Annotated in this window: 26 protein-coding genes and 1 pseudogene; all 27 read left to right on the top strand. The window is 38.5% G+C overall.

Features of this window, described 5'->3' with window-relative positions; genetic code table 11:
- Positions 1 to 14: 14 nt before the first annotated feature.
- The 27 genes and pseudogenes from KKG99_06125 to KKG99_05995 all read left to right on the top strand — a co-directional run bounded on the left by KKG99_06125 (position 15) and on the right by KKG99_05995 (position 26,289).
- Positions 15 to 836 (top strand): NAD(P)-dependent oxidoreductase, encoded by an 822-nt coding sequence (locus tag KKG99_06125; protein ID MBU1012562.1) that lies wholly within the window; start codon positions 15 to 17, stop codon positions 834 to 836.
- Positions 829 to 2,055 carry a UDP-N-acetylglucosamine 2-epimerase (hydrolyzing) gene (gene neuC, locus KKG99_06120; protein ID MBU1012561.1) on the top strand — a complete coding sequence of 409 codons (1,227 nt, stop codon included), beginning with the start codon at positions 829 to 831 and terminating at the stop codon, positions 2,053 to 2,055. Before KKG99_06125 ends, neuC begins: the two co-directional genes overlap by 8 nt.
- Complete coding sequence (locus KKG99_06115) at positions 2,033 to 3,040, top strand: Gfo/Idh/MocA family oxidoreductase (GenBank protein MBU1012560.1); 1,008 nt, start codon at positions 2,033 to 2,035, stop codon at positions 3,038 to 3,040. The genes neuC and KKG99_06115 overlap by 23 nt, the downstream gene beginning before the upstream one ends.
- Before the next feature lie 14 nt (positions 3,041 to 3,054).
- A complete protein-coding gene (locus KKG99_06110; GenBank protein MBU1012559.1) occupies positions 3,055 to 3,771 on the top strand; it encodes an acylneuraminate cytidylyltransferase family protein in 717 nt (238 codons plus the stop codon).
- Complete coding sequence (locus tag KKG99_06105) at positions 3,768 to 4,553, top strand: SDR family oxidoreductase (GenBank protein MBU1012558.1); 786 nt, start codon at positions 3,768 to 3,770, stop codon at positions 4,551 to 4,553. The genes KKG99_06110 and KKG99_06105 overlap by 4 nt, the downstream gene beginning before the upstream one ends.
- Positions 4,554 to 4,640: 87 nt before the next feature.
- Positions 4,641 to 4,943 (top strand): hypothetical protein, encoded by a 303-nt coding sequence (locus KKG99_06100; GenBank protein ID MBU1012557.1) that lies wholly within the window; start codon positions 4,641 to 4,643, stop codon positions 4,941 to 4,943.
- A gap of 31 nt (positions 4,944 to 4,974) precedes the next feature.
- Positions 4,975 to 5,658 carry an SDR family oxidoreductase gene (locus tag KKG99_06095; GenBank protein ID MBU1012556.1) on the top strand — a complete coding sequence of 228 codons (684 nt, stop codon included), beginning with the start codon at positions 4,975 to 4,977 and terminating at the stop codon, positions 5,656 to 5,658.
- A 57-nt stretch (positions 5,659 to 5,715) separates the two neighbouring features.
- Positions 5,716 to 6,342: an MBL fold metallo-hydrolase gene (locus KKG99_06090; protein ID MBU1012555.1), complete on the top strand. Its 627-nt coding sequence runs from the start codon at positions 5,716 to 5,718 to the stop codon at positions 6,340 to 6,342.
- Entirely contained in the window at positions 6,342 to 7,349 is a 1,008-nt protein-coding gene (locus KKG99_06085) for a ketoacyl-ACP synthase III (GenBank protein MBU1012554.1), read from the top strand. Before KKG99_06090 ends, KKG99_06085 begins: the two co-directional genes overlap by 1 nt.
- Before the next feature lie 14 nt (positions 7,350 to 7,363).
- A complete protein-coding gene (locus KKG99_06080; protein MBU1012553.1) occupies positions 7,364 to 8,707 on the top strand; it encodes an AMP-binding protein in 1,344 nt (447 codons plus the stop codon).
- 9 nt (positions 8,708 to 8,716) lie between these two features.
- Positions 8,717 to 9,754, top strand: a complete 1,038-nt coding sequence (locus KKG99_06075; GenBank protein ID MBU1012552.1) for a hypothetical protein — start codon at positions 8,717 to 8,719, stop codon at positions 9,752 to 9,754.
- The gene (locus tag KKG99_06070; GenBank protein ID MBU1012551.1) at positions 9,741 to 10,721 is read left to right on the top strand and encodes a polysaccharide deacetylase family protein; all 981 of its coding nucleotides are present in this window, start codon (positions 9,741 to 9,743) and stop codon (positions 10,719 to 10,721) included. Before KKG99_06075 ends, KKG99_06070 begins: the two co-directional genes overlap by 14 nt.
- Positions 10,722 to 10,796: 75 nt before the next feature.
- Positions 10,797 to 11,720 carry a class I SAM-dependent methyltransferase gene (locus KKG99_06065; protein ID MBU1012550.1) on the top strand — a complete coding sequence of 308 codons (924 nt, stop codon included), beginning with the start codon at positions 10,797 to 10,799 and terminating at the stop codon, positions 11,718 to 11,720.
- Positions 11,721 to 11,727: 7 nt separating this feature from the next.
- A complete protein-coding gene (locus KKG99_06060) occupies positions 11,728 to 12,792 on the top strand; it encodes a nucleotidyltransferase family protein (GenBank protein ID MBU1012549.1) in 1,065 nt (354 codons plus the stop codon).
- Positions 12,793 to 12,875: 83 nt separating this feature from the next.
- Positions 12,876 to 13,718 carry a hypothetical protein gene (locus tag KKG99_06055; protein ID MBU1012548.1) on the top strand — a complete coding sequence of 281 codons (843 nt, stop codon included), beginning with the start codon at positions 12,876 to 12,878 and terminating at the stop codon, positions 13,716 to 13,718.
- A gap of 72 nt (positions 13,719 to 13,790) precedes the next feature.
- Entirely contained in the window at positions 13,791 to 14,795 is a 1,005-nt protein-coding gene (pseB, locus tag KKG99_06050) for a UDP-N-acetylglucosamine 4,6-dehydratase (inverting) (protein MBU1012547.1), read from the top strand.
- 2 nt (positions 14,796 to 14,797) lie between these two features.
- Positions 14,798 to 16,875, top strand: a pseudogene (locus tag KKG99_06045) (aminotransferase class III-fold pyridoxal phosphate-dependent enzyme).
- Positions 16,876 to 16,924: 49 nt separating this feature from the next.
- Positions 16,925 to 17,992 (top strand): N-acetylneuraminate synthase family protein, encoded by a 1,068-nt coding sequence (locus KKG99_06040; GenBank protein ID MBU1012546.1) that lies wholly within the window; start codon positions 16,925 to 16,927, stop codon positions 17,990 to 17,992.
- A 1-nt stretch (position 17,993) separates the two neighbouring features.
- A complete protein-coding gene (locus KKG99_06035) occupies positions 17,994 to 18,578 on the top strand; it encodes a YdcF family protein (protein ID MBU1012545.1) in 585 nt (194 codons plus the stop codon).
- Positions 18,557 to 19,186 (top strand): hypothetical protein, encoded by a 630-nt coding sequence (locus KKG99_06030; protein ID MBU1012544.1) that lies wholly within the window; start codon positions 18,557 to 18,559, stop codon positions 19,184 to 19,186. The genes KKG99_06035 and KKG99_06030 overlap by 22 nt, the downstream gene beginning before the upstream one ends.
- A gap of 22 nt (positions 19,187 to 19,208) precedes the next feature.
- Positions 19,209 to 19,943, top strand: coding sequence for a glycosyltransferase family protein (locus KKG99_06025; protein ID MBU1012543.1), 735 nt, complete (start codon positions 19,209 to 19,211; stop codon positions 19,941 to 19,943).
- Positions 19,944 to 19,948: 5 nt separating this feature from the next.
- A complete protein-coding gene (locus KKG99_06020; protein ID MBU1012542.1) occupies positions 19,949 to 20,860 on the top strand; it encodes a hypothetical protein in 912 nt (303 codons plus the stop codon).
- A complete protein-coding gene (locus KKG99_06015) occupies positions 20,850 to 21,806 on the top strand; it encodes a Gfo/Idh/MocA family oxidoreductase (protein ID MBU1012541.1) in 957 nt (318 codons plus the stop codon). The genes KKG99_06020 and KKG99_06015 overlap by 11 nt, the downstream gene beginning before the upstream one ends.
- Before the next feature lie 27 nt (positions 21,807 to 21,833).
- The gene (locus tag KKG99_06010) at positions 21,834 to 23,111 is read left to right on the top strand and encodes a DegT/DnrJ/EryC1/StrS family aminotransferase (GenBank protein ID MBU1012540.1); all 1,278 of its coding nucleotides are present in this window, start codon (positions 21,834 to 21,836) and stop codon (positions 23,109 to 23,111) included.
- Between the two features lie 3 nt (positions 23,112 to 23,114).
- Positions 23,115 to 23,690: a GNAT family N-acetyltransferase gene (locus KKG99_06005; GenBank protein ID MBU1012539.1), complete on the top strand. Its 576-nt coding sequence runs from the start codon at positions 23,115 to 23,117 to the stop codon at positions 23,688 to 23,690.
- Positions 23,691 to 23,719: 29 nt separating this feature from the next.
- Positions 23,720 to 24,937, top strand: coding sequence for an N-acetyl sugar amidotransferase (locus KKG99_06000; GenBank protein ID MBU1012538.1), 1,218 nt, complete (start codon positions 23,720 to 23,722; stop codon positions 24,935 to 24,937).
- Positions 24,934 to 26,289, top strand: a complete 1,356-nt coding sequence (locus tag KKG99_05995) for an amidase (protein MBU1012537.1) — start codon at positions 24,934 to 24,936, stop codon at positions 26,287 to 26,289. The genes KKG99_06000 and KKG99_05995 overlap by 4 nt, the downstream gene beginning before the upstream one ends.
- Positions 26,290 to 26,376: the final 87 nt, after the last annotated feature.

The following is a 26,376-nucleotide window of genomic DNA, read 5'->3' as shown; positions in this document are numbered from 1 at the left end:
CTTAATTGTAGGTAATGGCTTATGAGGTCGTAGTAACTGGTGCATCCGGGTTTATTGGCGGTGCTTTGTTAAACCAACTTAGTAAAAGTAATATTCCGGCAACAGGGTTGTCCCGTCAAAAAGTGGAAGGGCTGACAACTGTATCTTCTTATTTGGATTGGCTATCATCAAAAGATGCGATTCTAATACATCTGGCACAACCGCGTAATGCCACAAATCCTTCGGATGGGGATGAGATAGCGCTATGCAGGTCACTTTGCTCCAAATCCTGGCAACACATCATTTACGTTTCCAGTTCGATTGTATATGGCGATACCAGGGGATATTTGCGCAGACCTGACGAAAAGGTTACAGCAGTTAACGAATATGCAATGGTTAAACTTGAGTGTGAATCCATAGTTGCCAGTGCGGGGGGCACTTGTTTGCGTTTTGCAAATGTTTATGGCCCAGGTATGGCTCCAAATTCTGTTATCGCTGACATTTTAGGCCAGATTCCCGGCATTGGTCCGTTGATGGTAAAAGACAAAATACCGATCTGCGATTTTGTATGGATTGAAGATGCTGTCCGCTGTGTTGTATTAGCATCAATTGTCAGACCTGGCATCTTATTAAACGTGGGTAGTGGCACTGGAATATCCATCGGGAACCTTGCAGAATTAACGCTAAATCTTGCAGGAGAAGAGACTAGACCAGTAGTATCAAAAACCAATTTGGGTCGGTCATCACATCTGGTACTTGATATTTCGCAAACTCAAAATATACTAAATTGGTCACCGGAATGGGATATTTCCGGAGGCCTTTCGTATCTACTTAAACTAAAAATGAGTAATGAATAAAAAAAGAGTGATTGCCGTATTTTCGGGAAACAGGGCAGAATATGGATTGCAGTTTCCAATTTTACAGGCTATAAAAAATCATCCTTTACTCGAATATAGACTTATTGTATCGGGTGCACATTTGGATAATAATTTTGGTTCTACTATCTCTGAGATCCGCAAGGATGGTTTTGATATTTATGCTGAGGTGAATATCGAGATGAGTGGAGATAAAAGAACCTCAACCGCTCTTGCTATTGCTTCAGGGATCAGCAATCTGACACCTGTTCTGGATCAGCTAAAACCAGACATTTTTGTGGTTTATGCTGACCGGTTTGAAGGATTTGCGGCAGTGATTACAAGTACACAAATGAATATGCCAACAGCACATATTGAAGGTGGGGATATTACAGAAGGCGGAGCACTGGATGACTCAGTTCGTCATGCCATGTCAAAACTTGCACACTTACATTATACTACTAATTTACAGGCTGCAAATCGCATACTGGCTATGGGAGAAGATCCCTGGAGGGTAAATAATGTTGGCTTTCCTGCTATTGACCTCATCAAGTATGGTTCATTTGAAACGCCGGAAAATCTTATCAAACGATTACAACTTAATCCCAAACGACCATTAGTTCTGTTTACCCAACATTCTGTCACAACAGAATTCGAGGATGGAACCTGGCAATTGGAGCCATCTCTGGAGGCCCTGGCTAAACTGGCAGATGAGGGGGTTCAGATAATTATGACCTATCCAAATAATGATGCAGGTGGCGAAAAGATATCTAAAGGACTAAAAAAGCTGTCAGAACTTAAAAATCCTAATATTCAATTATATACATCACTTGGCCGTTTTGTTTATCACGGCATCCTTGCATTGGCTAAAACACAGGATTGGCGTGTTGCCTGCGTTGGAAATTCTTCCTCCGGCATTAAAGAGACTCCAGTTTTCGGATGTCCCACTGTAAATATCGGATCAAGACAGCAAGGAAGACTGCGGGGAGATAATGTAATTGATGCAGATTATAATAAGGAAGAAATCTATTCTGCAATAATGAAATGTCTTGATGATGAAAATTTTCGTTCTGTTTGTGCGACGACAGTAAATCCATACGGTGGAGGGAGCTCCGGAAAATTAATAGCCGAAAGTCTCGCAACTGTAGATCTCAATCCTAAACACATTCTTCGAAAAGGGATGAACCTGAAAGGTATTCATGAAAATGGGTGGTTCCGTTAAAATGGCTAAACGTATTCTTGTTTGTGGTGCAGGCTCAATAGGCAAAAGGCATATTGCGAATCTGATACAGCTAGGTGCTGAAGTTACAGTATGGCGTTCGCAGGTTCATTTGTTAAAAGCCATTCATGATGAATTTAATGTTGAGGTAAATGAAAATCTGGATGACGCGATTGAAAAAGCTGATGCTGTTGTAATTGCAACTGCCACAGACAATCATATTCCCATTGCAATAACGGCTTTGCAAGCTGGTAAAGCACTGTTCATTGAAAAACCTCTTTCGCATAATTGGATTGGCATTGAAGATTTACATCAATTGTCTTTTGGAAAAATCGTCGAAGTTGGTTGTCAGCTTCGTACGCATCAGAATCTTATTGCATTTGCAAAGTTACTTCAACAAATCGGTAGCAAGAATATTCTGACTTACCGTTTTGCTATGGGGTATCGGCTTGATGCCTGGAGAAAGGGGAAGGATTATCGTGAGTCATATAGTGTGGATGAAATGCGTGGAGGAGGCGCACTTTTTGATTTGATTCATCAGATTGATTTAGCTATTTGGTTCTTTGGACCTATCGCTGAAGTAAATGCAATATTATCGAAAAGAAGTGAACTTGATATTTCAGGCGATGATGTAACTAATTTATTACTCACACACAGCAGTGGCCTTACCGGCCATATTCAACTTGATATGGCAAGTCCTGTTTATCGGTGTGAAGCAGAAGTAATGACAACCAATTCTATTTTCAATTGGTCGTATTCTCAAGGCATTTTGTATAATCATACGAATAAAGAAACCCTTATCGTTGACCAGGTCCCAAAAGAGTTTGTAAGGAATGATCTGTTTATTAAACATATGGCTCATTTCCTTGAGAGACTTATAGACAATTCAGTTCCCCCGCTATGTTCCCTTCAGGATGGCATTTCAGCATTGATGGTTGCGATATGTGCACGTGAAGCCAATCTAAGTGGTAAAAAAATTATCATATAAAAAATGATTGACAAATGAAAACAATTTGCGTAATTTCCGCCCGTGGTGGAAGTCGTGGTTTACCTGGGAAGAATATCCGCCAGATGTTGGGTAAACCATTGATCGTATGGTCGATTGAACAGGCACTTGCGACAAAGGAAATTGACAGGGTAGTAGTTTCCACAGATTTGGAAGTCATTGCAGAAATAGCCCGCGCTGCCGGGGCAGAAACGCCGTTTATACGGCCGGAATATCTCTCTGGTTCGGAAGCAGGAAAATTTGGGGTATTTAAACATGCACTTCAGGCATGTGAAGAATATTATAGTGAATCCTATAACCTCTATGTTGATCTGGATTGTACAAACCCACTTCGGGATGTAAGTGATATCTCTGCATGCATTGCCCAATACCATGAGCGCCGCAAACATGGTGTTGATGGTGTATTCTCTATTTGTGAAGCACGTAAGAATCCCTATTTCAATTTATTGGAAACGAATGAAGAAGGCGCACTTAAAATTTGCAAAAAATTGCCTGGCACCATCGTACGCAGGCAGGATGCTCCGGCAGTGTTCGAACATGTGGCAAGTATTTATGCGCTTGCGCCTGATTACATTCGTAGCGCAAACTATTTATTGGATGGGCATACGGAAGGATATAATATAGGAAGCGAAAAAAGTCTGGATGTGGATTCCGATTTTGACTTTCTTTTGATTGAATATCTCATGAAACTTAAACACGGATTATTGAAATGAGCATTGATACAGGAATAATTGGCAAAAAGGTATTATTAATGGGGGCATGTGGTGTTTTGGGTCGTGCTCACACACAACTACTTGTTGAACAGGGTGCTAAACTTATTATTGCTGACCGGCCGGGAAGTCCTGTTTTAGAAGATGCAAAAGGAATGGGTATTCCGGGTTTTGAGATTAACGCTGCAGACGAAAAATCGATAGTCTCAGGCATTGCTAATGCTGCTCTTCCTTTCAATGGGTTGGACGGCGCCATTTATAACGCTGCGATCACAGGCGAAGCCCTTGCCTGTGAGGGTAGTTCCTTTCCCAAATTCGAGGAATATCCGTTAGATCTGTGGCAAAAAGCGATAGACATCAATCTGACAGGAGCCTTTCTTTTTGCACGTGAGATTGGGAAAGTATTAAAGGAAGGCGGTGGTGGAAGCCTTATTAATATTGCCAGTATTTATGGTGTTGTTGGACCTGATCACAGAATATATGAAGACCAGCCATTTAGTTCATTCCCGGCATACTCTGCCACAAAAGCAGGCATCATCGGCCTTACCCGTTGGCTGGCCACCTGGTGGGCAAAAGAAAATATACGGGTAAACTGCGTTTCGCCCGGAGGTGTATACAATGGACACAACCAAAAATTCGTGGAGGCTTATATTAACCGGACTCCCATGGGGCGTATGGCCGACCGCGAAGACATCACCGGGATACTTGTGTATCTCCTGAGTGACTCATCCCGATATTGTACCGGACAAAATATAGTAGTGGATGGTGGATTAACAACTTGGTAATATATGCTGATTAATTAAATAATATTTATAGATTTCTGAATTTCCAATAATACAATTTCTAAATTTAAACCATGAAATTTTGACTATATGAAAGATAAAATCGTTGAATTAATTTATAAAACAATAGATGAAATAAATGAGCATAGAGGATCTGAAGAGCAAATATCTAAAACAGAGAATACAAAGTTCTTGGGGCAAAATGGTGTTCTTGATTCATTGGGACTAATAAACCTGATAGTCTCACTCGAACAATCTGTTAATGATGAACTGAATGTAGAAATAACTTTAGCTGATGAAAGGGCAATGATGATGGCTAGCAGTCCTTTCAGAACTGTAAGTGCGCTGGCAGAGTTTATTGAAAAGCTGATAGCTGAATCCAAAAGCAAATAATAGAAATAAATATATAGTGGACAGAAAAGTAATGGTTATTACAGGCACTAGTTCAGGCATTGGGAAATACCTGGCAGAGTACTATGTATCTAAAGGATACCAAGTGATTGGATGCAGCCGAAGAGAGACAAGTATTGAAAATGAGAACTATACACATTTTTTACTTGATGTATCTATTGAAAAAGATGTTAAGGCAATGATCAACCACGTTATGAGGAACTTTAAAAGGATCGATATCCTTATTAACAATGCGGGATTTGCTTCCACTAACCATTTATTACTATTTCCAACAAAAACAGCTGAAAATATTGTTAATACTAATTTTATCGGCACTTTTCTTTTTTGCCGTGAAGCTGCCAAAGCAATGGTTAAAAAGAATTGGGGCAGGATAGTTAATGTCGTTTCTGTCGATACTCCTTTAAAATTAGAAGGCACTGCAGTTTATGCTGCGTCTAAGGCAGCGATCGTTAACTTCACTGAAGTGATTGCTAGAGAACTCGCATCTTACAATATCACTGTTAATACGGTTGGCCCATCGCCTGTCAAAACCGGTCTGATCAGAGGAATTCCAGAAGAGAAATTTTCACACATGATTAATCGTCAGGCGATAAAGCGATATTGTGAATTCAGGGACATCTCTAACGTGATAGATTTTTATATAAGCGAAGGCAGTGACTTTGTTACAGGACAAAACATCTATTTGGGAGGGGTTTGACCACATATGGTTTTTTAAACTTATATCTTTATAATTTAAAGATTCCTATTTTTTTTAATGACAAACATTATTAAAATAATTGGTGCTGGTGTAGGTTCAAATTGCTATATCATTGAAAATGGCATTGATGCTATTATTATTGACGCTGGTGGAGAATATGAAACTATTATCAACTATTTGTCAGGTCTATCATTGAAAGCAATCCTTCTAACCCACGGACACTACGATCACATCTTTAATGTTGAAAAATTAAGACGTAAATATAAAACACAAGTTTATATTCATCCAGCAGATAAAATACTGGTGAAGCATGCCGGCTTTTATTCGAAAATAATAAATGGTTCTGAAAAAATAGAAATCCCTTCACTCGACTTTTTTATAAACGACGCTGATACACTTGATTTCAAATTTGTAAGAATAAAAGTGATCCATACACCAGGTCATACAGAGGGAGGAGTTTGTTTTTATTTTGATAATAATTTATTTACAGGGGATGTGTTAATGAAGAACCATCTTGGAAGGACAGATCTGCCCGGTGGAAATAAGGACAAGATCAAAAACTCCTTAAAAAGGATAACCGAAACTTTTATTGATATAAATATCTTCCCGGGTCATAGTGAAAATACTACGCTTGTATCTGAAAAGAATTCCAACAAAGAGTTGATTAATATTATCAATACCTGATGAATATTAAAATTTCACAGATTAGTTATCATTTACCAGAGAAGATAGTTACGAATATCGATCTTCAGAAAGAGAATCCCGAATGGGATATGGAAAAACTCTCTGAAAAATCAGGTGTATACAGTCGACATATTGCAGCTGTAAATGAAACAGCTTTTGACCTTGCCTGTATTGCTTGTGATAAATTATTTCTGAACGATGAGGATTTAAAAGGAGCTATTGATGGTGTTATTTTCTGTACCCAAAGTCCAGACTATATTATGCCATCGAATGCTTTTTTAATTCACAGGTACCTGAATCTCAGACAGTCTGCTTTTGCTTTTGATTTCAATCTTGCCTGTTCAGGATTTATCTACGGACTTTCAATCGCAAGAGGTTTTGTTGCAACTTCCTTAGCAACAAATATTTTATTAATTACTGCAGACACTTATTCAAAATATATACATCCTGGAGACAGATCAGCCAGAATATTATTCGGAGATGGAGCCGCTGCTTCGTTAATTACAAAAACTGAAACAGAAGGAATAATTGATGTTATGCTTGCTAGTTCGGGCAAGGACTTCGATTTCTTTTATATACCTTCAGGTGGATGCCGTATCCCGAAATCACAGAAAACATCTGTTGCAGAAGTTGATGCAAGCGGGAATATCCATTCTCCTGAGAATATTCACATGAATGGATTCGGAGTTTGGAAATTTATCGCTTCAACGGTCCCAAAACAAATCAATGAAATCCTCAGTAGAAATGGCTTCTCGGCCAATGATATTGACTTGTTCATTTTTCATCAAGCAAGTAAAATGACTATTGAGTCATTGATAAATGCTGTCAAAATTGACATTGAGAAAGTATTTATAAATCTCGGAAACAAAGGCAACCTGGTCTCGGCTTCAATTCCTGTGGCATTAAAAGATGCAGAAAATGAAGGAAAATTGAAAAATGGCGACCTGATCCTCCTTTCGGGTTTTGGTGTAGGTTTATCATGGGGTACCATAATTATGAGATACTAACATTCAATTATCTTATGCATATAGATTTTCTGATTAACATATTTGAGAAAAACACAAACACTACTGCAATCATCTGGAAGGATCAGGAGTTTAATTATGAATGGTTACTGAACAGAATATCCTATTGGGAGGATAAACTCGCTGAATTATTGATCAGACCGGGCGATTTAGTAGCACTTATTGGAGACTTTTCACCAGAATGTGTGGCGGTATTACTTTCACTAATTGAAAATGAAAACATTATTATTCCGCTTAATAACGGTTCTAAATCTGATTATTCTGAAAAATACCGGATTTCTCAGGCTGAAAAGGCAATTTTTATCAGCGAATTTGATACATTTAGTGTTAAAAATTTCGATGTAAAGGCTAAACATCCTTTTTACACTGAACTACGATTAAGAAAAGTGGCTGGATTGGTATTATTCACTTCAGGTACTTCAGGTACACCCAAAGGAGCTGTTCACGATTTCACCAGATTACTCGAAAAATTCAAAACGCCAAGACGGGCATTAAAAACCGTCAATTTTTTAATGTTCGATCATTGGGGAGGTTTGAACACGATGTTCCATACACTTTCCAATGCCGGGGTTGTACTTACAACCAAAGACCGGTCACCGGATGCCATCTGTGCCTTTATTCAAAAACACCACATCGAATTACTGCCCGCCTCACCGACTTTCTTTAACCTGATGTTAATGAGCGAGTCTTATCTTCATTTTGATTTAAGTAGTTTGCAGATAATGTCCTATGGTACAGAACCAATGCCGGAATTCACACTGAAGAAATTAAAGAGCATCTTTCCAAATATTAAACTTCAGCAAACCTATGGTTTAATAGAATTGGGAGTACTCCGCACAAAATCGAAGAGTGACGATTCCCTATGGGTGAAAGTGGGGGGCAGTGGGTATCAGACAAGGGTTGTTGATGGCATTTTACAAATTAAAGCGGACTCCGCGATGTTAGGATATTTAAATGCACCTAGTCCATTTACAGATGACGGATGGTTCATTACGGGTGATAGTGTTGAAGTAAACGGAGAATACCTCAAAATACTGGGAAGAAAATCAGAACTAATCAATGTCGGGGGCGAAAAGGTGTATCCTCAGGAAGTTGAAAATATTATTTTGGAATTGGGTAATGTACGTGAAGTTACCGTTTATGGTGAAAAAAATACCATTATAGGAAACATTGTTTGTGCAAATGTCACTTTAAAAGAACCTGAAGAAAAGAAAGAATTCATTTCCCGGCTTAAAAAACATTGTTTCAGCAGGATGAAAAGCTTTATGATTCCAGTTAAGATAAATATCCTCGAAAATACCCAGTATAATGAAAGGTTTAAAAAGATACGGAGTACCTAATAGGAGAAAATGGCTGACACATTAGAGAATAGATATAAGATAAGCCGGTGTAATGCCTCTGAATTTTGTGACCTCGTCGATTTTCTCCAAAAATATTGGAAAGACGATCATATATTTGTTAAATGTCCAGCCTTATTAAAATGGCAGCATCTGGATGGTAGTTTTATTAATTTCATCATAGCCAGAGAAACCGGATCAAACCGAATACTCGGAATCTTTGGATTTATTCCAACATCACAATTTGACAAAGATCTGAGTACAAACAAAGATACCTGGGGTGCGATTTGGAAGGTTACAGACGATGCCCCTTACGGTTTAGGTATGAATATCATGCAGTTTTTTCACGATGAAGTTAAACCATTGTCGCATGTCTCGGTATCTAACACAGATATAGCTTTGAATTTATACAAACTGACCAGACAAAAAACCGGTTATCTGAACCAATATTATATCCTGTCAGATTCAGTAAAACAGTATACTATTGCCAAACCAGGAAGAAAAAATGAGGCAGAAATTAGGTTACCTGATGAGGTGCTAATCAAGGAGATTCGGTTGTCATCTGACTTTTCTCTTTCTCATCCATTTCACCCTCAAAAATCGATCACCTATCTTATAAACAGATACCAGAATCACCCAATATATAAGTACCGTTTTTTTGGCATTTATGAAGGGACTGCCATATTTGCAATTTTCGTTATAAGAAAACAATTTGCAAACAATTCATCCTGTTTAAGGCTTGTTGACATTTATGGTGAAATAAATAGCATTGGAAGAGCTTATCATCAGCTTCAGAAATTAATAATGAAGGAGGAATCAGAATACATCGATTGTTGCAATTACGGAATAGATGAGGCAATATTTGCCAGAATGGGTTTCGTAAAACTGGATCCTGAAGGTGACACCATTATACCCAACTATTTCGAACCTTTTGAACAACGAAATGTGGCGATTAATTTTGCAATTAAAATGCAATATTCTGATTACATTATTTTTAAGGGTGATGCGGATCAGGACAGGCCAAGCATCATAAAAGATGGAAATGAATAGACGGGTAAGTATTATATTGTACCATTATGTCAGGGATCTTAAGAACAGCAGATACCCCGGAATTAAAGGTCTGGATACTGAACATTTCAAAGATCAGATAGCCTATATAAAGAATCATTATACAATTATAACAATGGAGCAATTAATTGATTCCATTGATAATAAAACACCATTGCCGGATAAATCAGCTTTACTCACTTTTGATGATGCTTATATTGACCATTTTACCCAGGTCTTTCCGGTTTTGGTAAAAAATAATATTCAGGGTTCATTTTATCCTCCGGCTAAGGCGATCGAAGAGCATATTGTATTAGATGTTAATAAAATACATCATATACTGGCTTCAGGCGCAGGTAATGACAAAATCATCAATGAAATATTTAATCTTCTGGATCAATATCGCGAGGAATTCAAACTTGAATCGAACAAATACCTTTATAAGAAATTTGCCATTCCTGACAGGTTTGATACTGCCGACACCATCTTCATTAAAAGATTGTTGCAGAGAGGATTAGGAGAAAAATTAAGAAAAATTATTACGAATATCCTTTTCGAAAGATTCATAGGGATTTCTGAGAGTGCATTTGCCCATGAATTATATATGAGCATTGACCAGATCAAGATAATGAGACAATTCGGAATGCATATTGGTAGTCATGGTTTTGACCATAATTGGCTTAGTGATTTACAAAAGGAAAAACAAGAAACTGAAATTGATAAATCATTGGAATTTTTAAAATTAATTGGGGCTAATTTAGATAACTGGACAATGTCCTATCCTTATGGAAGCTATAATGCTGATACAATACATATTATTAACAAAAAAGGATGTAAATTGGCACTGACAACTAATGTTGACATTGCCAGTATAAATCCACACCGAAGATTTGAACTACCTCGCCTCGATACCAATGACATTCCAACCATGGCGAATGCTTCCACCAATTCCTGGTATGATCAGGCATAATGAATGGTAAAGGATTCGCTGAGAAATTATAACTTAATATTGACCATTTCTGGTCATTTCTGACAATAATAACTCATGATAAGAATTGATAAAAAATTTGGTCCATGCGAAATCTGTGGTACAGATTCCTGGGTGTCAATATACGAAGGGCCGGTACGGTCCGGTGGCTTTGGCTCTTTTAAAAATGACGGAACTGTTGCAATTTGTAACGGCTGTGGAGTTGGCAGGTTGGCTGAGTCCGATTCAATTGATGCAAAAGCGTATGAAACCAAGGAATATAGGGTTGCCGTTGATCAGGGTTTAGAGGTAGCAGATTTCTTTCATCAAGCTGATCCTATTCAGATTCACCATCTAACCGCAGCTTGGCCTGGCTCATTTCGCGGTAAAACAGTTGCAGATATCGGATGCGGTGCAGGTTCCTTTATTGATCATATTTCCGGTTTAGCCGAAAAAATCATTGCAATTGAGCCAACGGCAATGTACCAGAATTCATTACGAAAGCGTGGTTATGAAGTATATAGCTATGCCAGCGAAGCAATTGCCATAAGACCTGATAGTGTTGACCTTGCAGTTACATTTCAGGTAATTGAGCATGTACAAAATCCTCGAACTTTTCTTGCCGAAATTTTTACATTATTGAAACCCGGTGGTACATTACTGATTGCCACACCCAACCGGAATGATATTATGATGAAACTACTGCCCGAAGAATTCCCTGCGTTTTTCTACCGAATAGTCCACCGCTGGTACTTCGATTGTAAAAGTTTAAAACGATGTGCTATTGAATCAGGCTATACCATTGAATCAGAACGATATCTGCACACAATGAATATGTCAAACATGTTATCCTGGCTGATCCAGCGTCGTCCTACAGGCAACACCAATAGATTACCGGGCATTGAGAATGAGGCTGATACGCTTTGGAATATTTATCTTCAATCTAGCGGTCAGGCAGACACATTGTTCCTTAAAGTTACGAAGCCGCTTAATTCAAATTAATTAAACAATGACACCATCTAGTATAACAATTAGATTGAAACAGGATTGGGCCAAAACAATACTCCCTTTAAGTTCTACTCTTGAGCAGGCTGTTCGAAACCTGAACGATACCAAATTACAGATCGTATTAGTATGTGATGAGAATACTCGCATAATAGGAACTATAACCGATGGAGATATACGCAGGGGACTATTGAGAGGATTGAATCTTAACAGTCCTATTCAGTCGGTTATAAACTATAAGGCGTTTGTTGCGACCCCGACTATTTCAGAGGAAATGGCCATCAATTTGATGTTGGCAAACAGGATACAGCAGTTACCTGTAGTTGACGAAAACAGATGTGTAGTTGGCTTATTATTATGGGATCAATTCCATGAATTACCGGTAAAAAGACCTAATACCATGGTTATCATGGCAGGAGGAATAGGGGTAAGATTGCGCCCGCATACGGAGAACTGCCCTAAACCGATGTTGCCAATAGCCGGAAAACCGATGTTGGAGCACATTATTGAAAGAGCAAAGTCATACGGCTTTAATCATTTTGTTTTTGCCGTTTATTATTTGGGCAATATAATTGAGGATTATTTCGGCAATGGTGATCCCTGGCAGGTTCGAATTGAATACCTTCATGAAAAAACTCCATTGGGAACGGCAGGAGCACTATCGCTATTGAATCCACGTCCCACACTACCCTTTATCGTAAGCAATGGCGATGTTATGACCAATATCCGATATAACGATATACTGGATTTCCATAATCGTTTCGAATCAAGTGCCACGATGGCTGTAAGCCTGCATGAATGGCAACAGCCCTTTGGGGTTGTTGAAACTAATGGTGTAGATATCATTGGTTTTCAGGAAAAACCCGTAATAATGTCACGCATCAATGCCGGTGTTTACGTACTGAATCCTGAGAGTTTGGATCAACTGAAAACTGGTGAAAATTGTGACATGCCTTCTCTTTTCGAGATGCTTAGGAAAAAAGGAAAACGGACAATCGCCTATCCTATTTATGAGCGATGGAGGGACGTTGGAAAATTCGAAGATCTTAGTGAAGCCATTGCTGATTAGACAGGACACAGGCTGGATTATTAGAACTTTAATCCTGAAAATATTTATTCTTAAAAAAATGATGTTAGTTAAAACTAAGTTGAATGGGGTACCTGATTAAATTCCTTCGCAAGGCAGATCGTATTCTTTGGAATTCAAAAAAATCGGTCGTAGAGAAAAACATTAAATTCAAGGATATCCACAAGGGAGAGACCTGTCTGATCTTTGGAAATGCAGGGTCACTGAAGTACTATGACTTTTCTGCTTTACCTAATGTCCCTGCAATCGGATGCAGCTATACGTTGACTGATAATAGAACCAATCATCTGAATATGCAATACTGCGTTATATCAGATCCATATCTACTGTATCCGATACGACACAGTAAAGCACAACATAAGCTTCAAAGAAATATGATTGGCCCAATTATGAGAAAGCTTATTCTCACAAACAAGGGAACAACTTTTTTCACTAGTCTGTCCAATTATTATGGGTTTTTCAAAACACCAAAAAACTTAAACTTTTTTTATCATTTTGGAGACAAAACATCAACAAGTTGTGATCTGGGTGGAAAATTTGCCATAAGTATTGGAGCTCTTCACATTATGATAGGTGTTGCCAAGTATCTTGGCTTCTCAAAAGCAATTCTTTTGGGTTGCGATTATCTTGGAAGCCCCAAAATGGAAGGTCATTTTTATGCTTATCCTGCGCCATTTATTGGGATCGATAATAAAGACTATCGTGATAGTATAGTAAGAATAGCTGAGGGGATTGAAATTCTGTGTGTTTTTCCAAAAGGGATTAAAAGTCCGGATTTTGAGTCCGTTTGTTTTGAAGAGTATTTTAATTCGCCGGAGATCTACCAGGAAAACCATGAGTTTATTGATCATGAGTATTTAAAAATGATGCATAAATGCCTTCCGTACGACCAAATTTGCTTATACTAGGCACTTATATTGATATTTAATAAATTAATCCAGATTAACACTTCCCTAAGAATAATAGAATCAAAAAAAGATATGCTAAGCTATAAATCAATTCTGATTACCGGTGGAACCGGTTCTTTCGGTAAAAAATTTACGGAAACTATCCTAAAAAGGTATCCTGACATCAACAGGCTCGTTATTTTCTCACGAGATGAGATGAAACAATATGAAATGTCCCTTTTATATCCCGAAAATCAATATCCTCAGGTCAGGTTTTTTATCGGCGATGTCAGGGATTTTTCCAGGTTGAAAAGAGCGTTGGAAGGTATCGACTTAATCATTCATACTGCGGCGCTGAAACAGGTTCCTACTGCCGAATACAATCCGGATGAGTTTATTAAAACGAATATTATTGGGGCACAAAATGTTATAGAGGCAGCCTTATCTACTAATGTAAAAACAGTTATAGCCCTCTCAACCGATAAAGCGGCTGCGCCTATCAACTTGTACGGAGCCACAAAGTTGGTGTCAGACAAATTGTTTATTGCGGCAAATAATATCAAGGGGAACAGAGATATTCGCTTTTCCGTTGTAAGATATGGAAACGTTATGGGTTCCAGAGGTTCTGTTATTCCATTTTTTTTACAAAAAGCAAAAAATGGGAATATTCTGCCTATAACCCATAAAGAAATGACCCGCTTTAATATTTCACTGGAAGATGGTGTCGAAATGGTACTTTGGGCAATTAATAACGCACTGGGCGGCGAAATTTTCGTTCCGAAAATCCCTTCCTATAAAATCGAAACAGTCGCAAAAGCAATTGCTCCTAATGCTATTCTTGAAGACGTTGGCATTAGACCGGGGGAGAAGCTTCATGAAGAGATGATAACCGAAAGTGACTCCTATAATACCATCGAGTTTGATAAGTATTATGCAATCCTCCCTTCGGATGCTCCTAAAGAAAAATTTTTAAACCACTTTAATGGCTGGGAGGTCCAAAAAGGATTCAGATATAACTCCGGGACAAATAAAGATTGGATTAACGTCGAAGAGATGCGCCAATTAATAAAAATACATGTTGACCCCAATATCACTTAGGAATGATCATATCTATTATTCAGGCACGTGCGTGTTCTTCAAGGCTTCCAAATAAAGTGATGAAATATCTGGAAGATAAAACGGTTTTAGAGCATGTTGTTTCAAGAGTTAGTACAAGCAGGTATATCGATGAAGTCTTTGTAGCGACCACTATTGACAAAAACAATCTTCCGCTGATTCAACTCTGTTCATCGCAAAACATTCGTGTTTTTTGTGGATCCGAAGGTGATGTATTAGACCGGTTCTATCAACTTGCAAAACTGATTCATCCGGACCACATCGTAAGGATAACATCTGATTGTCCTGTTATTGATCCTGAAATAATTGATTTGATCATCGAAAATCATTTAAGTTCCAATTCGGATTATACCTCTAATACAATTCTGGATTCATATCCCGATGGACTTGATACAGAAATTTTCTCCTTTTCCGCTCTTGAAAAAGCCTGGGTTGAAGCAAAATTATCGTCTGAAAGAGAACATGTTACTCCTTATATCAAGAAGCATCCTGATTTGTTTGCAATTAAATCGATTGTCTCTGAGATAAACTATGCAGACAAGAGATGGACTTTGGATACTGATTCAGACTTTAAGTTCTTAAAAGCTGTCTTTTCTAATCTTTATAATTCCAATCCCCTTTTTGGGATGAGAGATATATTAAATCTGTTGGATAAGCAACCCTCACTGGAAATAATAAATTCAAATATTATCAGAAATGAAGGATATTTAAACTCTCTGAAAAATGATCAGACCGTAAATTAAGAATCAAACACATGGGAAAAGGGCAAGATCTATATACAAAAGCAAAAAAATTAATACCCGGAGGGGTTCAGTTACTTTCAAAACGACCGGAACAGTTTTTACCGGATCTTTGGCCGGCTTATTACAGCAAAGCGAAAGGTTGTGAAGTTTGGGATCTGGACGGGCAGAAATACATTGACATGAGTTTTATGGGCATCGGCGCCTGCACTCTTGGGTACGCAGATGACGACGTAAATGCTGCGGTTTACGAAGCAATTCAAAGGGGTAACATGTGTACACTGAATGCGCCTGAGGAAGTTAAACTCGCATCTTTAATGCTTGAACTTCATCCATGGGCCGAAATGGTTCGCTATTCGCGTGGGGGTGGTGATGCCATGGCGATTGCAGTGCGTATTGCACGAGCTTCATCTCACAAAGACATAGTTTTATTTAGTGGATATCACGGATGGCACGACTGGTACTTATCTGCAAATTTATCTGACGACAGTGCCCTGGATGGACAGTTGTTACCCGGACTGAAACCTGCAGGAGTTACCAAGGGTATGAAGGGTACATCTTATCCATTCTTATATAATAATACCGATGAGTTTCTTGCGTTAGTTGCAAAACACAAAGATAATATCGGGGCTGTTGTTCTTGAAGCAATCCGGAATATTGAACCATCCGAGATTTTTCTTCAAACCATTAGATTGGAAACAAGAAAATTAGGTATTCCGTTAATCATTGATGAAGTATCAAGTGGATTCAGGATAAATTGCGGGGGTGCACATCTGGTACTTGGATTGGAACCGGACATTGCAGTATTCGCGAAGGGTATTAGTAATGGATATCCAATGGGAGTAGTTATTGGGAAAAGGATATATATGGATGCAGCACAGGATTCATTTATTAGCAGTACATATTGGACGGAGCGGATTGGGCCGGCAGCAGCCATTGCGACAATAAATAAGATGAGAAAGCTGAATGTGCAGAAACACATGATGGAGTGTGGTAAAACGATACAAAAGGGATGGAAAACCCTGGCAGATAAATACACAATAAATATAAAAGTTGGCGGCATTTATCCTTTAAGTCATTTTGATTTTATTGAATCTCCTTTAATTTTGAAAACACTATTTACTCAGGAGATGCTAATCAGGGGTTTTCTTGCAACTAATTCTTATTACTCCTGTTATGCGCACAAAAAAGATCATCTTGACAAATATTTAGATGCTGTTGACGAAGTATTCAGTTTTATTTCACGAATAATACAAGAAGGAAATCCTGAAAAGCATCTGAGTGGACCTGTCTGCCAATCCGGATTCAAAAGATTATCCTGATTATCTCATTCATGTATTGTTAACCAGAAAATATTTAAACTACTCTTTTATGAAAAAACTATCTTTCCCAAAAGAAATTAAAATTGGTAATAGGATGATTGGGTTAGAACATCCTGCCTATTTGATTGCTGAAATGGGAGCAAATTTTGATCAAAGCAAAGAAAAAGCGAAAGCACTCATAATTGCAGCCAAAGAAGCCGGGGCTGACTGTGCAAAATTCCAAACGTTTTGCACGCCAAAAATTGTATCTGAAGGTGGATTTTCCAGGATGAAGCTTGAGGGAGTGCATGGTTCGTGGGGAAGAACTGTGAGCGAAGTATTTAAAGATGCTGAGTTTCCCAGGGAGTGGCACCAGGAAATTTCAGATTATTGTGCCGAAATCGGGATCGACTTCTCAACCTCACCATACGATTTTGAGGCAGTTGACTTATGCGTAGAACTTGATGTGCCTTTCATTAAAATTGGATCAGGTGAAATTACCTGGCTCGAAATGCTGGATTACATTGCTCGCAAAGGAAAACCAATGATGTTGGCTACCGGTGATGCAACAATGTCTGAGATTGATGAGGCTGTACGCACAATCGAAGCAACCGGGAATAAAAACTTGGTTTTAATGCAATGTATTACAAATTATCCATCCAAACTTGATAGTGCAAACGTAAATGTACTAAAGACATATCAGTCTGCTTTTGATATACTTACAGGCTATTCAGATCATTCACCAGGCCCTGTAGTTGCGCTGGCTTCAGTTGTTTTAGGGGCTTGTGTCATCGAGAAACATTTTACTTTAAATAAAGCAGATAAAGGGCCTGATCATCCGCATTCAATGAATCCAGATGAGTTTAAACAGATGGCTGATTATGTTCGTGAAATTGAACGGGCTATGGGAAGTACCCGGAAAGAGGTGGTTGAAGAAGAAGGAGAAACAGTATTTGTCCAACGTCGGTGCCTTTATGCCAAAAGAAATATTCCAATTGGAAAGATAATTGAAGCAGAGGACATCGATGTTTTAAGACCCGCTCTTGGAATTCCTCCAAAATTCAAGAATATAGTCATTGGAAAAACTTCAAAAGAATATATTGAAGCTGGTCAGCCTCTTTTTTGGCAAAATTTTTAATATGACTTATAGAGAGAAGCTAATTGCATTAGTGGACAATGATTGCCTTAGGATTTCAGATGCCATCATATTACTGGAAGGAGATGGCCTGAACAGATGTTCAAAGGCGATTGAACTATACAATTTAGGTTACGCAAAAACTATCGTTTTCAGTGGAGGAATCACTAATCTTGCCTATGGAAGTGTTCCATTCTCTGAAGTACATCCAATATTAATAAATTCAGGCATTCCCGATAGTTCAATTATTCACGAAAATAGATCCCAAAACACAAGAGAACAAGCATTAGGAGTCATAAAACTTGCAATAACAAACCAGTGGCAGTCCTTAATTTTGGTAGCTTCGCATTATCACCAATACAGAGCATATTTAACCTTTTTACGTGAAGTTCTGGATTCAAACAACTCCTTGCTGCTTTACAATGCCCCTGAAAAAAAATTAGACTGGTTCACCGAAACAGGTTGGGGTAAACGATTTGACTTGCTGGAATCTGAATTCGACCGTATGGATAAATATGAAACAAACAATCATTTAGCCTCATTTGAAGAAGCAATTGAATATCAAAAATGGAAAGAACAACAACGATAGATGAAGCAAAAGCTATCATGGGTACTAATTTCATAGGTCCCATCGAGCTGGCTCTCATTAGCAGTAAAATGGATATCCGTGTTCCTGAAAATGTCCCACCCATCCCTTTTAGCCCAATAGAACTAATTAACAAACAAAAAGACTACATTTTAATTTTAGGCACATCGCAAATGTCAAATGGAGTCCCTCTGACGTTAAGTTCTATGAGAGATCGTTTTGGAATTAATCCTGACGTATCGGAACCATGTTTTTATAATCAGGATTGGTATCTGAAAGAAGATTTTTTCTCAACCTCATTAAGTGTCAAATGGTTTTTATTAAGGAAGTCCATTATAAACGAAACACGGTCAAAGAACCCTGAACTCTATCTGCAAAATATCTCATTGCCATCTGCAATATCATGTGCATTTGCCCTATTTTCTTACTGGCACTTATACACTAAAATATTATGGGTTAACGATTACATATGGTGCATTGATACAGATCATAATGGAGATAGGATATATGTCGGCAGATATATTGATCCGGAAGGAAAAAATAAAAATGGGTTTAGTGTTCATCGGCATTTAAACATCCGAAACAATTATGGATGTATTGATACGCTTTAGTCTAATTCGAATATTTTAGAAAATGAAAATTGTTGCAACAATCGAAGCTCGAATGACCTCATCGAGGTTGCCGGGGAAAGTGCTTTTACCTGCTGCCGGCATGCCGATGCTTTCGCACCTGATTCGCCGTTTACGAGCAGTACCATCAGTAGACGAAATAATTCTGGCAACTACGACCAACACGACAGATGATTTGCTTGTTGATTTTGCAAGAAAGACTGGCATCATTTGTTTTCGTGGAAGCGAAGATGATGTGATGACCAGGGTGATCGGTGCCGCTGATTTTGCAGGTGCCGAACTTGTTGTTGAAATCACCGGAGATTGCCCAATTATTGATCCTGAAATCGTTGAACAAACAATCCGTATGTTTTATGCCAATCGGGCCGAATATGTTAGCAATGCACATATTCGAAGCTTTCCTGATGGAATGGATACTCAGGTTTTTCTTCTTAAAACCTTGAAACGCTCCGCGATGATGACAAAAAACAGACTTGATCACGAACACGTAACACTTCATATTAGAAATAACCCTGAAGTATTCAGTCATGTACACCTTGTTGCCCCGCCTGAACTATGCTGGCCTGAGTTAGGATTAACGCTGGACGAACCCGCTGATTATGAATTACTGAAACGGATAATTGAACACTTCGAGCCAATCAAACCACTTTTTGGATGTGCCGATGTTATCAGATTTTTGCGCGAGCATCCTGAATGGTTGGCAATCAATAGTAATGTGATTAGAAAAGGTGATACCTGAGAAACATGAACATAGCAATTGTCAGTCATGATGCCGGGGGTGCTGAGATCCTGAGCAGTTGGGCTTCGCATCAAAATAAAAATTATTGTTTGGTGCTTGAGGGTCCGGCTATCGAAATATTCCGAAAAAAGCTAGACTGTCAAATAAATTTACCTTTGGAATTGGCCATACAACAAAGCGATTGGGTGCTATGCGGTACTAGTTGGCAATCTGATCTTGAAAGCAGGGCCATCAGATTATGCAAGTCATCCGGAAAGAGAGTCATTGCTTTTCTCGATCATTGGGTCAACTATCGTGAGCGCTTCCTTAATAATGGAGAATTAATTCTTCCCGATGAAATATGGGTAGGAGATGAAATAGCAGAAAGAATCGCGCGAAATATTTTCCCATCTGCACATTTGGTTCGTTTATCGAATCCTTACTTTGAAGATATAGTACTCGAAATTAAAAAAGCCAAACCTCTGATAAATTCATTGCATCAAAAGTCAATTCTCTACGTTTGCGAGCCCATCCGTGCGCATGCATTGCTGCAGCACGGAGACGAAAGGTACTGGGGATACACAGAAGAGGAAGCTTTGAATTTCTTCTTAAAAAACAGAGGATTGCTGGAATATCCTGTTCACAAGATTACAATTCGTCCGCATCCTTCGGAGAAAAGAGACAAATATGATTGGACCAGAGACTATTCTGATTTGATTGTTGTCAGTGATGGAAATCAAACTTTAATAGAGGAGATTTCTGAAGCCGACATAATTGTTGGTTGCGAATCCATGGCAATGGTCATTGGCTTAATTGCAAAGAAAAGAGTTATCAGCAGCATTCCTCCAGGAGGAAGAGCCTGCAGCTTACCTCAAAAAGAGATCGAACACCTTCAAAATATTGTATCACAAAATACAGAAATGAATCATGCAATATAGTTGCTTAATAATTGGGCTTGGACAGATCGGTATGAGTTATGATCTAAATTCACCTAAAAACGAGATTTTTACACATTCAAAAGCTTTCTCTGTACATCTCTCGTTCGAAATAGTGGGTGCCGTTGATCCTTCTGCAGCGCAGCGTTCCACATTTGAGAAACTTTTTAGGAAACCGGCTTTTAGTGATATTCCTTCTGCTATCAAGGGACTTAAGTTCGATGTAGTTGTGATTTCCAGCCCTACAGCCTTTCATAGTATGCATGTACGAATTGTGTTATCACTTTCAAAGCCCTTAGCTATACTGTGTGAAAAGCCTTTGGCCTATGATCTGGCAGAAGCCAAAGAAATAGTTCAATCTTGTGATAGTTGCGGTGTAATGTTGTATGTAAATTATATGCGCCGATCCGATCCAGGGGCAATCGAGGTTAAAAAAAGAATCATGACTGGAAGTATTGCGAATCCAATTAAAGGAACAGTTTGGTATTCAAAGGGGTTTTTACATAACGGATCACATCTTTTTAATCTCATCCAATTCTGGCTGGGATCATATCAACGGCATTCCATTATCAGCAAAGGTCGTCTTTGGAATAACATTGATCCGGAGCCTGATGTCTATGTCGAATTTGAACATGGTCATATCGTTTTTCTTGCTGCCTGGGAAGAATATTATTCCCATTATACAGTTGAACTTGTCAGTCAAACAGGTCGTTTGCATTATGATCGCGGAGGAGAACTCATTCAATGGCAGTCCACTATTATCGATCCGCACTTTATCGGTTACACCATCTTGAATCCGAATCCTGAAATTATTCAAAATGGAATGTACCAATATCAATACCATGTTGCTGATCAACTTGCACGGGCATTAGAAGGTAAGGAAGCCTCATTGTGCAGTGGTCATGAAGCATTTGATACAATTAAAACGATGCATGAAATAATTGATTAATAGTCTATTAAATAAAATAGTTTTAATATGAGATATGAAAAATTAGCTATTAATGGAGGTCCCAAGACGATTACAAAGTCTTTTAAACGTTATAATCCAATTGGAAATGAAGAGATTCAAGCTGTAAGAGAAGTCATGGAATCTGGGGTACTTTCCAAATTTCTGGGCTGTTGGGACCCTGATTTTTATGGAGGTCCAAAAGTACAAGCTTTTGAGCGTCAATGCGAAGAATACTTAGGAGTAAAACACGCTGTTACTGTCAATTCCTGGACATCCGGACTCATTACAGCGGTTGGTGCCATTGGTATTGAGCCTGGTGATGAAATAATTGTCACGCCCTGGACCATGTGCGCCAGTGCCACTGCCATCCTGCATTGGAATGCTATACCTGTTTTTGCCGATATCGAGCCTAGAACCTTCAATATAGATCCAAAATCAGTAGAGGCAAATATTACACCTTTCACTAAAGCAATTATGGCAGTTGATATATTTGGGCATTCCTGCGATATCGATGCTCTGATGGACATTGCAGCCCGTTATAATTTAAAAGTAATCACAGATACTGCTCAGGCACCAGGCACTTTCTATAAAGGAAGAATTACGGGAACATCTTCCCATGTAGGTGGGTATAGCCTAAATTATCACAAGCATATTCACACGGGTGAGGGTGGAATTCTTGTTACTAACGATGATGACATTTTTGAACGTTTGCAACTAATTCGTAACCATGCTGAGGCCGTAGTGAGTGACAAGGGTGTGACAAATCTTGTCAATATGATAGGGCACAATTTTAGGTTAGGTGAAATAGAATCGGCAATCGGCATTGAGCAATTGAAAAAGCTAAAGAGATTAGTATCTGAAAGACAACATTCTGCTGAACGTTTAACAACTGGTCTTAAAGATCTTCCTGGACTACAAACACCAATTGTTAATTCCGACTGCACTCATGCCTATTATATTTACCCTATGGTACTGGATATTGCACAAATTGGTGTATCCAGAGAGCGCATTCAAGCAGCACTTGAATCCGAAGGAGTAATCGGTTTGGCATCTGGCTATGCTAACGTGCATTTGTTGCCAATTTATCAAAAGAAGATTGCTTACGGCTCAAAAGGATTTCCATGGTCATCCGACATCTGCCACCGCGAGGTCGATTACGCTAAAGGAATTTGTCCGGTTGCTGAAAAGTTCCATGATGAAAGTTACTTTGGTATTGAGATCTGCAGTTATGAACTTACCGATGGAGATGTAGATTTAATCGTGCAGGCGTTTCGGAAAGTATGGAATAACATTAAAAGAATTTAATATATGTCTTTACTAGAATCATTGCCGAATAAACCGAGATTTCCTGAATGTAATGATGATAAGGTCAGAATCGTGGAATTCTCTGAAAGACATTTAACAGAGCTATATGTAGGCTGGCTCAATGATCCGGTAGTTGTTCGGTATTCTGAACAACGTCATCACAAACACACTTTAGCTACCTGTATCGAGTACTTTGAGTCTCAAAAAAGGTCTCCAAACTATTTTCTGGCTATCGAGTTAGTTGACTCAAAAATATTGCACATTGGAAATATGGGTGTAGAAGTTGATCTGTTTAATAATAAAGCAGATGTATCAATAATGATTGGAGAGAAAAGCGTTTGGGGATCAGGTGCTGCAAGTCGGGCATGGGCTCTGGTAATGAATGTTTTGGTACAAGAACTAGGCATTAGACTTGTTACTGCCGGAACAATGGAAACTAATATACCGATGATTAAACTCATGAATCGTTCCGGGATGAAAATTGATGCAATTTTACCAAATCGATTTGTTTATGAGAATAAGCAAGTCGGGCTTGTTGCTGCATCCTATTACCCGGTCAATATTTTTAAAGCAATATAATTTTATCAAACTAATAGAATAATTATTTTATGCAACAAAACGACCATCAAATTCCTGGAATTAGGTACTGTATCAGATGCTGTACACCGGAGACTCAGGAAGGAGTCAGTTTCGATGAATTGGGAGTTTGCACAGCTTGCCGTTCTTCTGAAGAAAAGATGCATATAAATTGGCAGGTACGCGAAGAGCAACTGCAAAAAATTTTGAGTGATGCTAAACAAAAGGCCGGAGATGGTTATGACTGTGTTTTGCCCATTTCAGGAGGAAAAGATAGTTTTTTTCAAGCTCATGTATTAGTTAAGATTTATGGATTAAGACCACTAGCTGTGACTTTTAGTCATAATTGGTTCTCTGAGACAGGATTTTACAATTTACAAAGATGTCTGGAGGTTTTTAATCTTGATCATATTCAATTTACTCCAGCAAGAGGGACCGTAAATAAACTGGCAAGAAAATCAATTGGAGCTATCGGGGATTCTTGCTGGCACTGTCACTCAGGTGTTGGAGCTTTCCCATTGCAGATTGCAACGAAGTTCAAAATACCTCTGTTAGTATGGGGAGAGTCTATAGCTGAAAATGATGGCCGAGCCACCTATCAATGTCCGGTTCACAAATTTGATCGAGATTACTTTACGAAAGTATCCGCGAAGAAAACGCCGGAAGAAATGATTGGTGATGGATTAAGTTTAAAAGATTTGAACGGTTTCAAACTTCCTTCTTATGAAGAAATTGAAGAGACCGGTGTTTGGGGAATTCACCTTGGTGATTACATTTTCTGGGATGACGAGCGCCAAACGGAGTGGATAAGGGACACCTATGGATGGAGGGAAACAGAAATGGAAAATGCATACAAGGGTTATAAAAGTGCCGAATGTATAATGGCTGGCATGCATGATTTCACTTGCTATCTAAAACGTGGCTTTGGAAGATCAACATGGCAGGCTTCAGTTGATATTCGAAACGGCCTACTCACAAGAGACGAAGGATTTAAACTAATAAGCAAACATGATCGGGAGAGACCTGAAGCCCTTGATTACTATTTAAAAATTACGGGCCTGGATGAAAATGAATTTTTTAATATCCTGAATGGCATGAAATTAGAACAATTAAAAGAGACCTTACTACCTATACTTAAAAAATCTGGAAAAAATGCCGAAGTAATTATTCCTTTTGTAGAACAAATTATAGCAAAACATTTAAATACTCCCGATCCACGTTTAATCGAAAAAGAAAATAACTCAAAATGAATTCACTTTTCCTTAATTACTCAATTTCAGAGCTCGTTGATAAAATCAAGGATCATAGTCTCTCTCATACTGAGTTGATAAATGAAACAATTGATGCTTTCTCTATCCATGAGAAAAAATGCTTAGCATGGGAGGTATTCGACCCCGACAGGCTTATTCAAGCCAGTGAAATTGCCGCTTCAATTTATAAACGTCGTGGTCATGCTCTCGAACTTGAAGGAATTCCATTTGGAGTTAAAGATATTTTCAATACCCGTGAGTATCCAACACAGATGGGTTCGGTTTTATGGAAAGGATTTACTCCTGGCAACAATGCCAGAGTTGTTGATTCGATTTGTAATAGTGGAGGTATCGTGGCTGGTAAAACTGTGACTGCTGAGTTTGCGGTTCATCAATTAAACCAGACACTTAATCCACATAATAATTCAAAAACACCCGGAACATCATCAAGTGGATCAGCTGCAGCAGTTGCTTGCGGAATGGTACCTTTTGCGCTGGGTACCCAAACAGCAGGATCGATTATGCGACCTGCAAGTTTTTGTGGAATCTGGGGGTTTAAACCCTCTTTTGGCACAATACCAAGAACGGGAATTCTAAAAACTACGGATACCCTAGATACAGTAGGCTTTCTGTCTGCTAATGGCATGAGCATTCGGCCTATATATAATCAATTACGAGTCAAAGGTCCTAATTATCCGTTTGTATTTCAAAATATTGATAAAAAACTCGCTGAAAACAAGAGAAAGGAACATTGGGAAGTTGCATTAATTAAAACTCACACTTGGGATTCAGCAAAAGATTATGCTAAATTATCGCTACAAAACTTTGTCAACCAACTTGATAGCAAACACGACATAAATGTAACAGAGATTAACTGGCCATCCAGTCTATCAGAAACACACTTTATACATGAAATAATTTATTCCAAATCATTATCATATTATTTTCAAAATGAGATTAATCAAGGAGCCACTGAGATTTCGCCTATTATGTATGAAATGATTGAGAGAGGAAAGGAGATTTCGTTAGACACTTTCAAACATGCTCTTTCCCAACAACAGAGAATAATTGCTGAGGTAGATCAATTACTAACCCCTTTTGATGTTGGAATTTCTCTTTCAACTTCGAGCTCAGCACCTGAAAGGGGTAGTTTAGAGCTTTCAGATCCATCACTTATATGGACAATGGCACACATTCCTGCAGTTTCGGCTCCAAAATTTCGTTGTCCGGAAAACATGCCTTTCGGTGTACAATTCATTTCTAGAAAATGGGATGATTATATTTTATTAGATTTCATTGAGGAATTAATTCGGATTAAGATACTACCAGAAGGTAGTGAACAAATAAAATGAGAGGAAAGAACAAAAAATCTCTACTTTCCAGTTATTATTTAACAAATTAACAATAAGTTATTCTTAATGAATTTCAGCGCTTAAGTT

The organism is Bacteroidota bacterium (assembly GCA_018816945.1).
GTDB lineage: Bacteria > Bacteroidota > Bacteroidia > Bacteroidales.
The sequence above is the reverse complement of the archived record's forward strand: the minus strand, read 5'-3'. Positions and strand labels throughout refer to the sequence as shown.

Coding starts and splice junctions, on each gene's coding strand:
- KKG99_06125 (MBU1012562.1), top strand. CDS start 15: ATGGCTTATGAGGTCGTAGTAACTGGTGCATCCGGGTTTATTGGCGGT.
- neuC (MBU1012561.1), top strand. CDS start 829: ATGAATAAAAAAAGAGTGATTGCCGTATTTTCGGGAAACAGGGCAGAA.
- KKG99_06115 (MBU1012560.1), top strand. CDS start 2,033: ATGAAAATGGGTGGTTCCGTTAAAATGGCTAAACGTATTCTTGTTTGT.
- KKG99_06110 (MBU1012559.1), top strand. CDS start 3,055: ATGAAAACAATTTGCGTAATTTCCGCCCGTGGTGGAAGTCGTGGTTTA.
- KKG99_06105 (MBU1012558.1), top strand. CDS start 3,768: ATGAGCATTGATACAGGAATAATTGGCAAAAAGGTATTATTAATGGGG.
- KKG99_06100 (MBU1012557.1), top strand. CDS start 4,641: ATGAAAGATAAAATCGTTGAATTAATTTATAAAACAATAGATGAAATA.
- KKG99_06095 (MBU1012556.1), top strand. CDS start 4,975: ATGGTTATTACAGGCACTAGTTCAGGCATTGGGAAATACCTGGCAGAG.
- KKG99_06090 (MBU1012555.1), top strand. CDS start 5,716: ATGACAAACATTATTAAAATAATTGGTGCTGGTGTAGGTTCAAATTGC.
- KKG99_06085 (MBU1012554.1), top strand. CDS start 6,342: ATGAATATTAAAATTTCACAGATTAGTTATCATTTACCAGAGAAGATA.
- KKG99_06080 (MBU1012553.1), top strand. CDS start 7,364: ATGCATATAGATTTTCTGATTAACATATTTGAGAAAAACACAAACACT.
- KKG99_06075 (MBU1012552.1), top strand. CDS start 8,717: ATGGCTGACACATTAGAGAATAGATATAAGATAAGCCGGTGTAATGCC.
- KKG99_06070 (MBU1012551.1), top strand. CDS start 9,741: ATGGAAATGAATAGACGGGTAAGTATTATATTGTACCATTATGTCAGG.
- KKG99_06065 (MBU1012550.1), top strand. CDS start 10,797: ATGATAAGAATTGATAAAAAATTTGGTCCATGCGAAATCTGTGGTACA.
- KKG99_06060 (MBU1012549.1), top strand. CDS start 11,728: ATGACACCATCTAGTATAACAATTAGATTGAAACAGGATTGGGCCAAA.
- KKG99_06055 (MBU1012548.1), top strand. CDS start 12,876: ATGGGGTACCTGATTAAATTCCTTCGCAAGGCAGATCGTATTCTTTGG.
- pseB (MBU1012547.1), top strand. CDS start 13,791: ATGCTAAGCTATAAATCAATTCTGATTACCGGTGGAACCGGTTCTTTC.
- KKG99_06040 (MBU1012546.1), top strand. CDS start 16,925: ATGAAAAAACTATCTTTCCCAAAAGAAATTAAAATTGGTAATAGGATG.
- KKG99_06035 (MBU1012545.1), top strand. CDS start 17,994: ATGACTTATAGAGAGAAGCTAATTGCATTAGTGGACAATGATTGCCTT.
- KKG99_06030 (MBU1012544.1), top strand. CDS start 18,557: ATGGAAAGAACAACAACGATAGATGAAGCAAAAGCTATCATGGGTACT.
- KKG99_06025 (MBU1012543.1), top strand. CDS start 19,209: ATGAAAATTGTTGCAACAATCGAAGCTCGAATGACCTCATCGAGGTTG.
- KKG99_06020 (MBU1012542.1), top strand. CDS start 19,949: ATGAACATAGCAATTGTCAGTCATGATGCCGGGGGTGCTGAGATCCTG.
- KKG99_06015 (MBU1012541.1), top strand. CDS start 20,850: ATGCAATATAGTTGCTTAATAATTGGGCTTGGACAGATCGGTATGAGT.
- KKG99_06010 (MBU1012540.1), top strand. CDS start 21,834: ATGAGATATGAAAAATTAGCTATTAATGGAGGTCCCAAGACGATTACA.
- KKG99_06005 (MBU1012539.1), top strand. CDS start 23,115: ATGTCTTTACTAGAATCATTGCCGAATAAACCGAGATTTCCTGAATGT.
- KKG99_06000 (MBU1012538.1), top strand. CDS start 23,720: ATGCAACAAAACGACCATCAAATTCCTGGAATTAGGTACTGTATCAGA.
- KKG99_05995 (MBU1012537.1), top strand. CDS start 24,934: ATGAATTCACTTTTCCTTAATTACTCAATTTCAGAGCTCGTTGATAAA.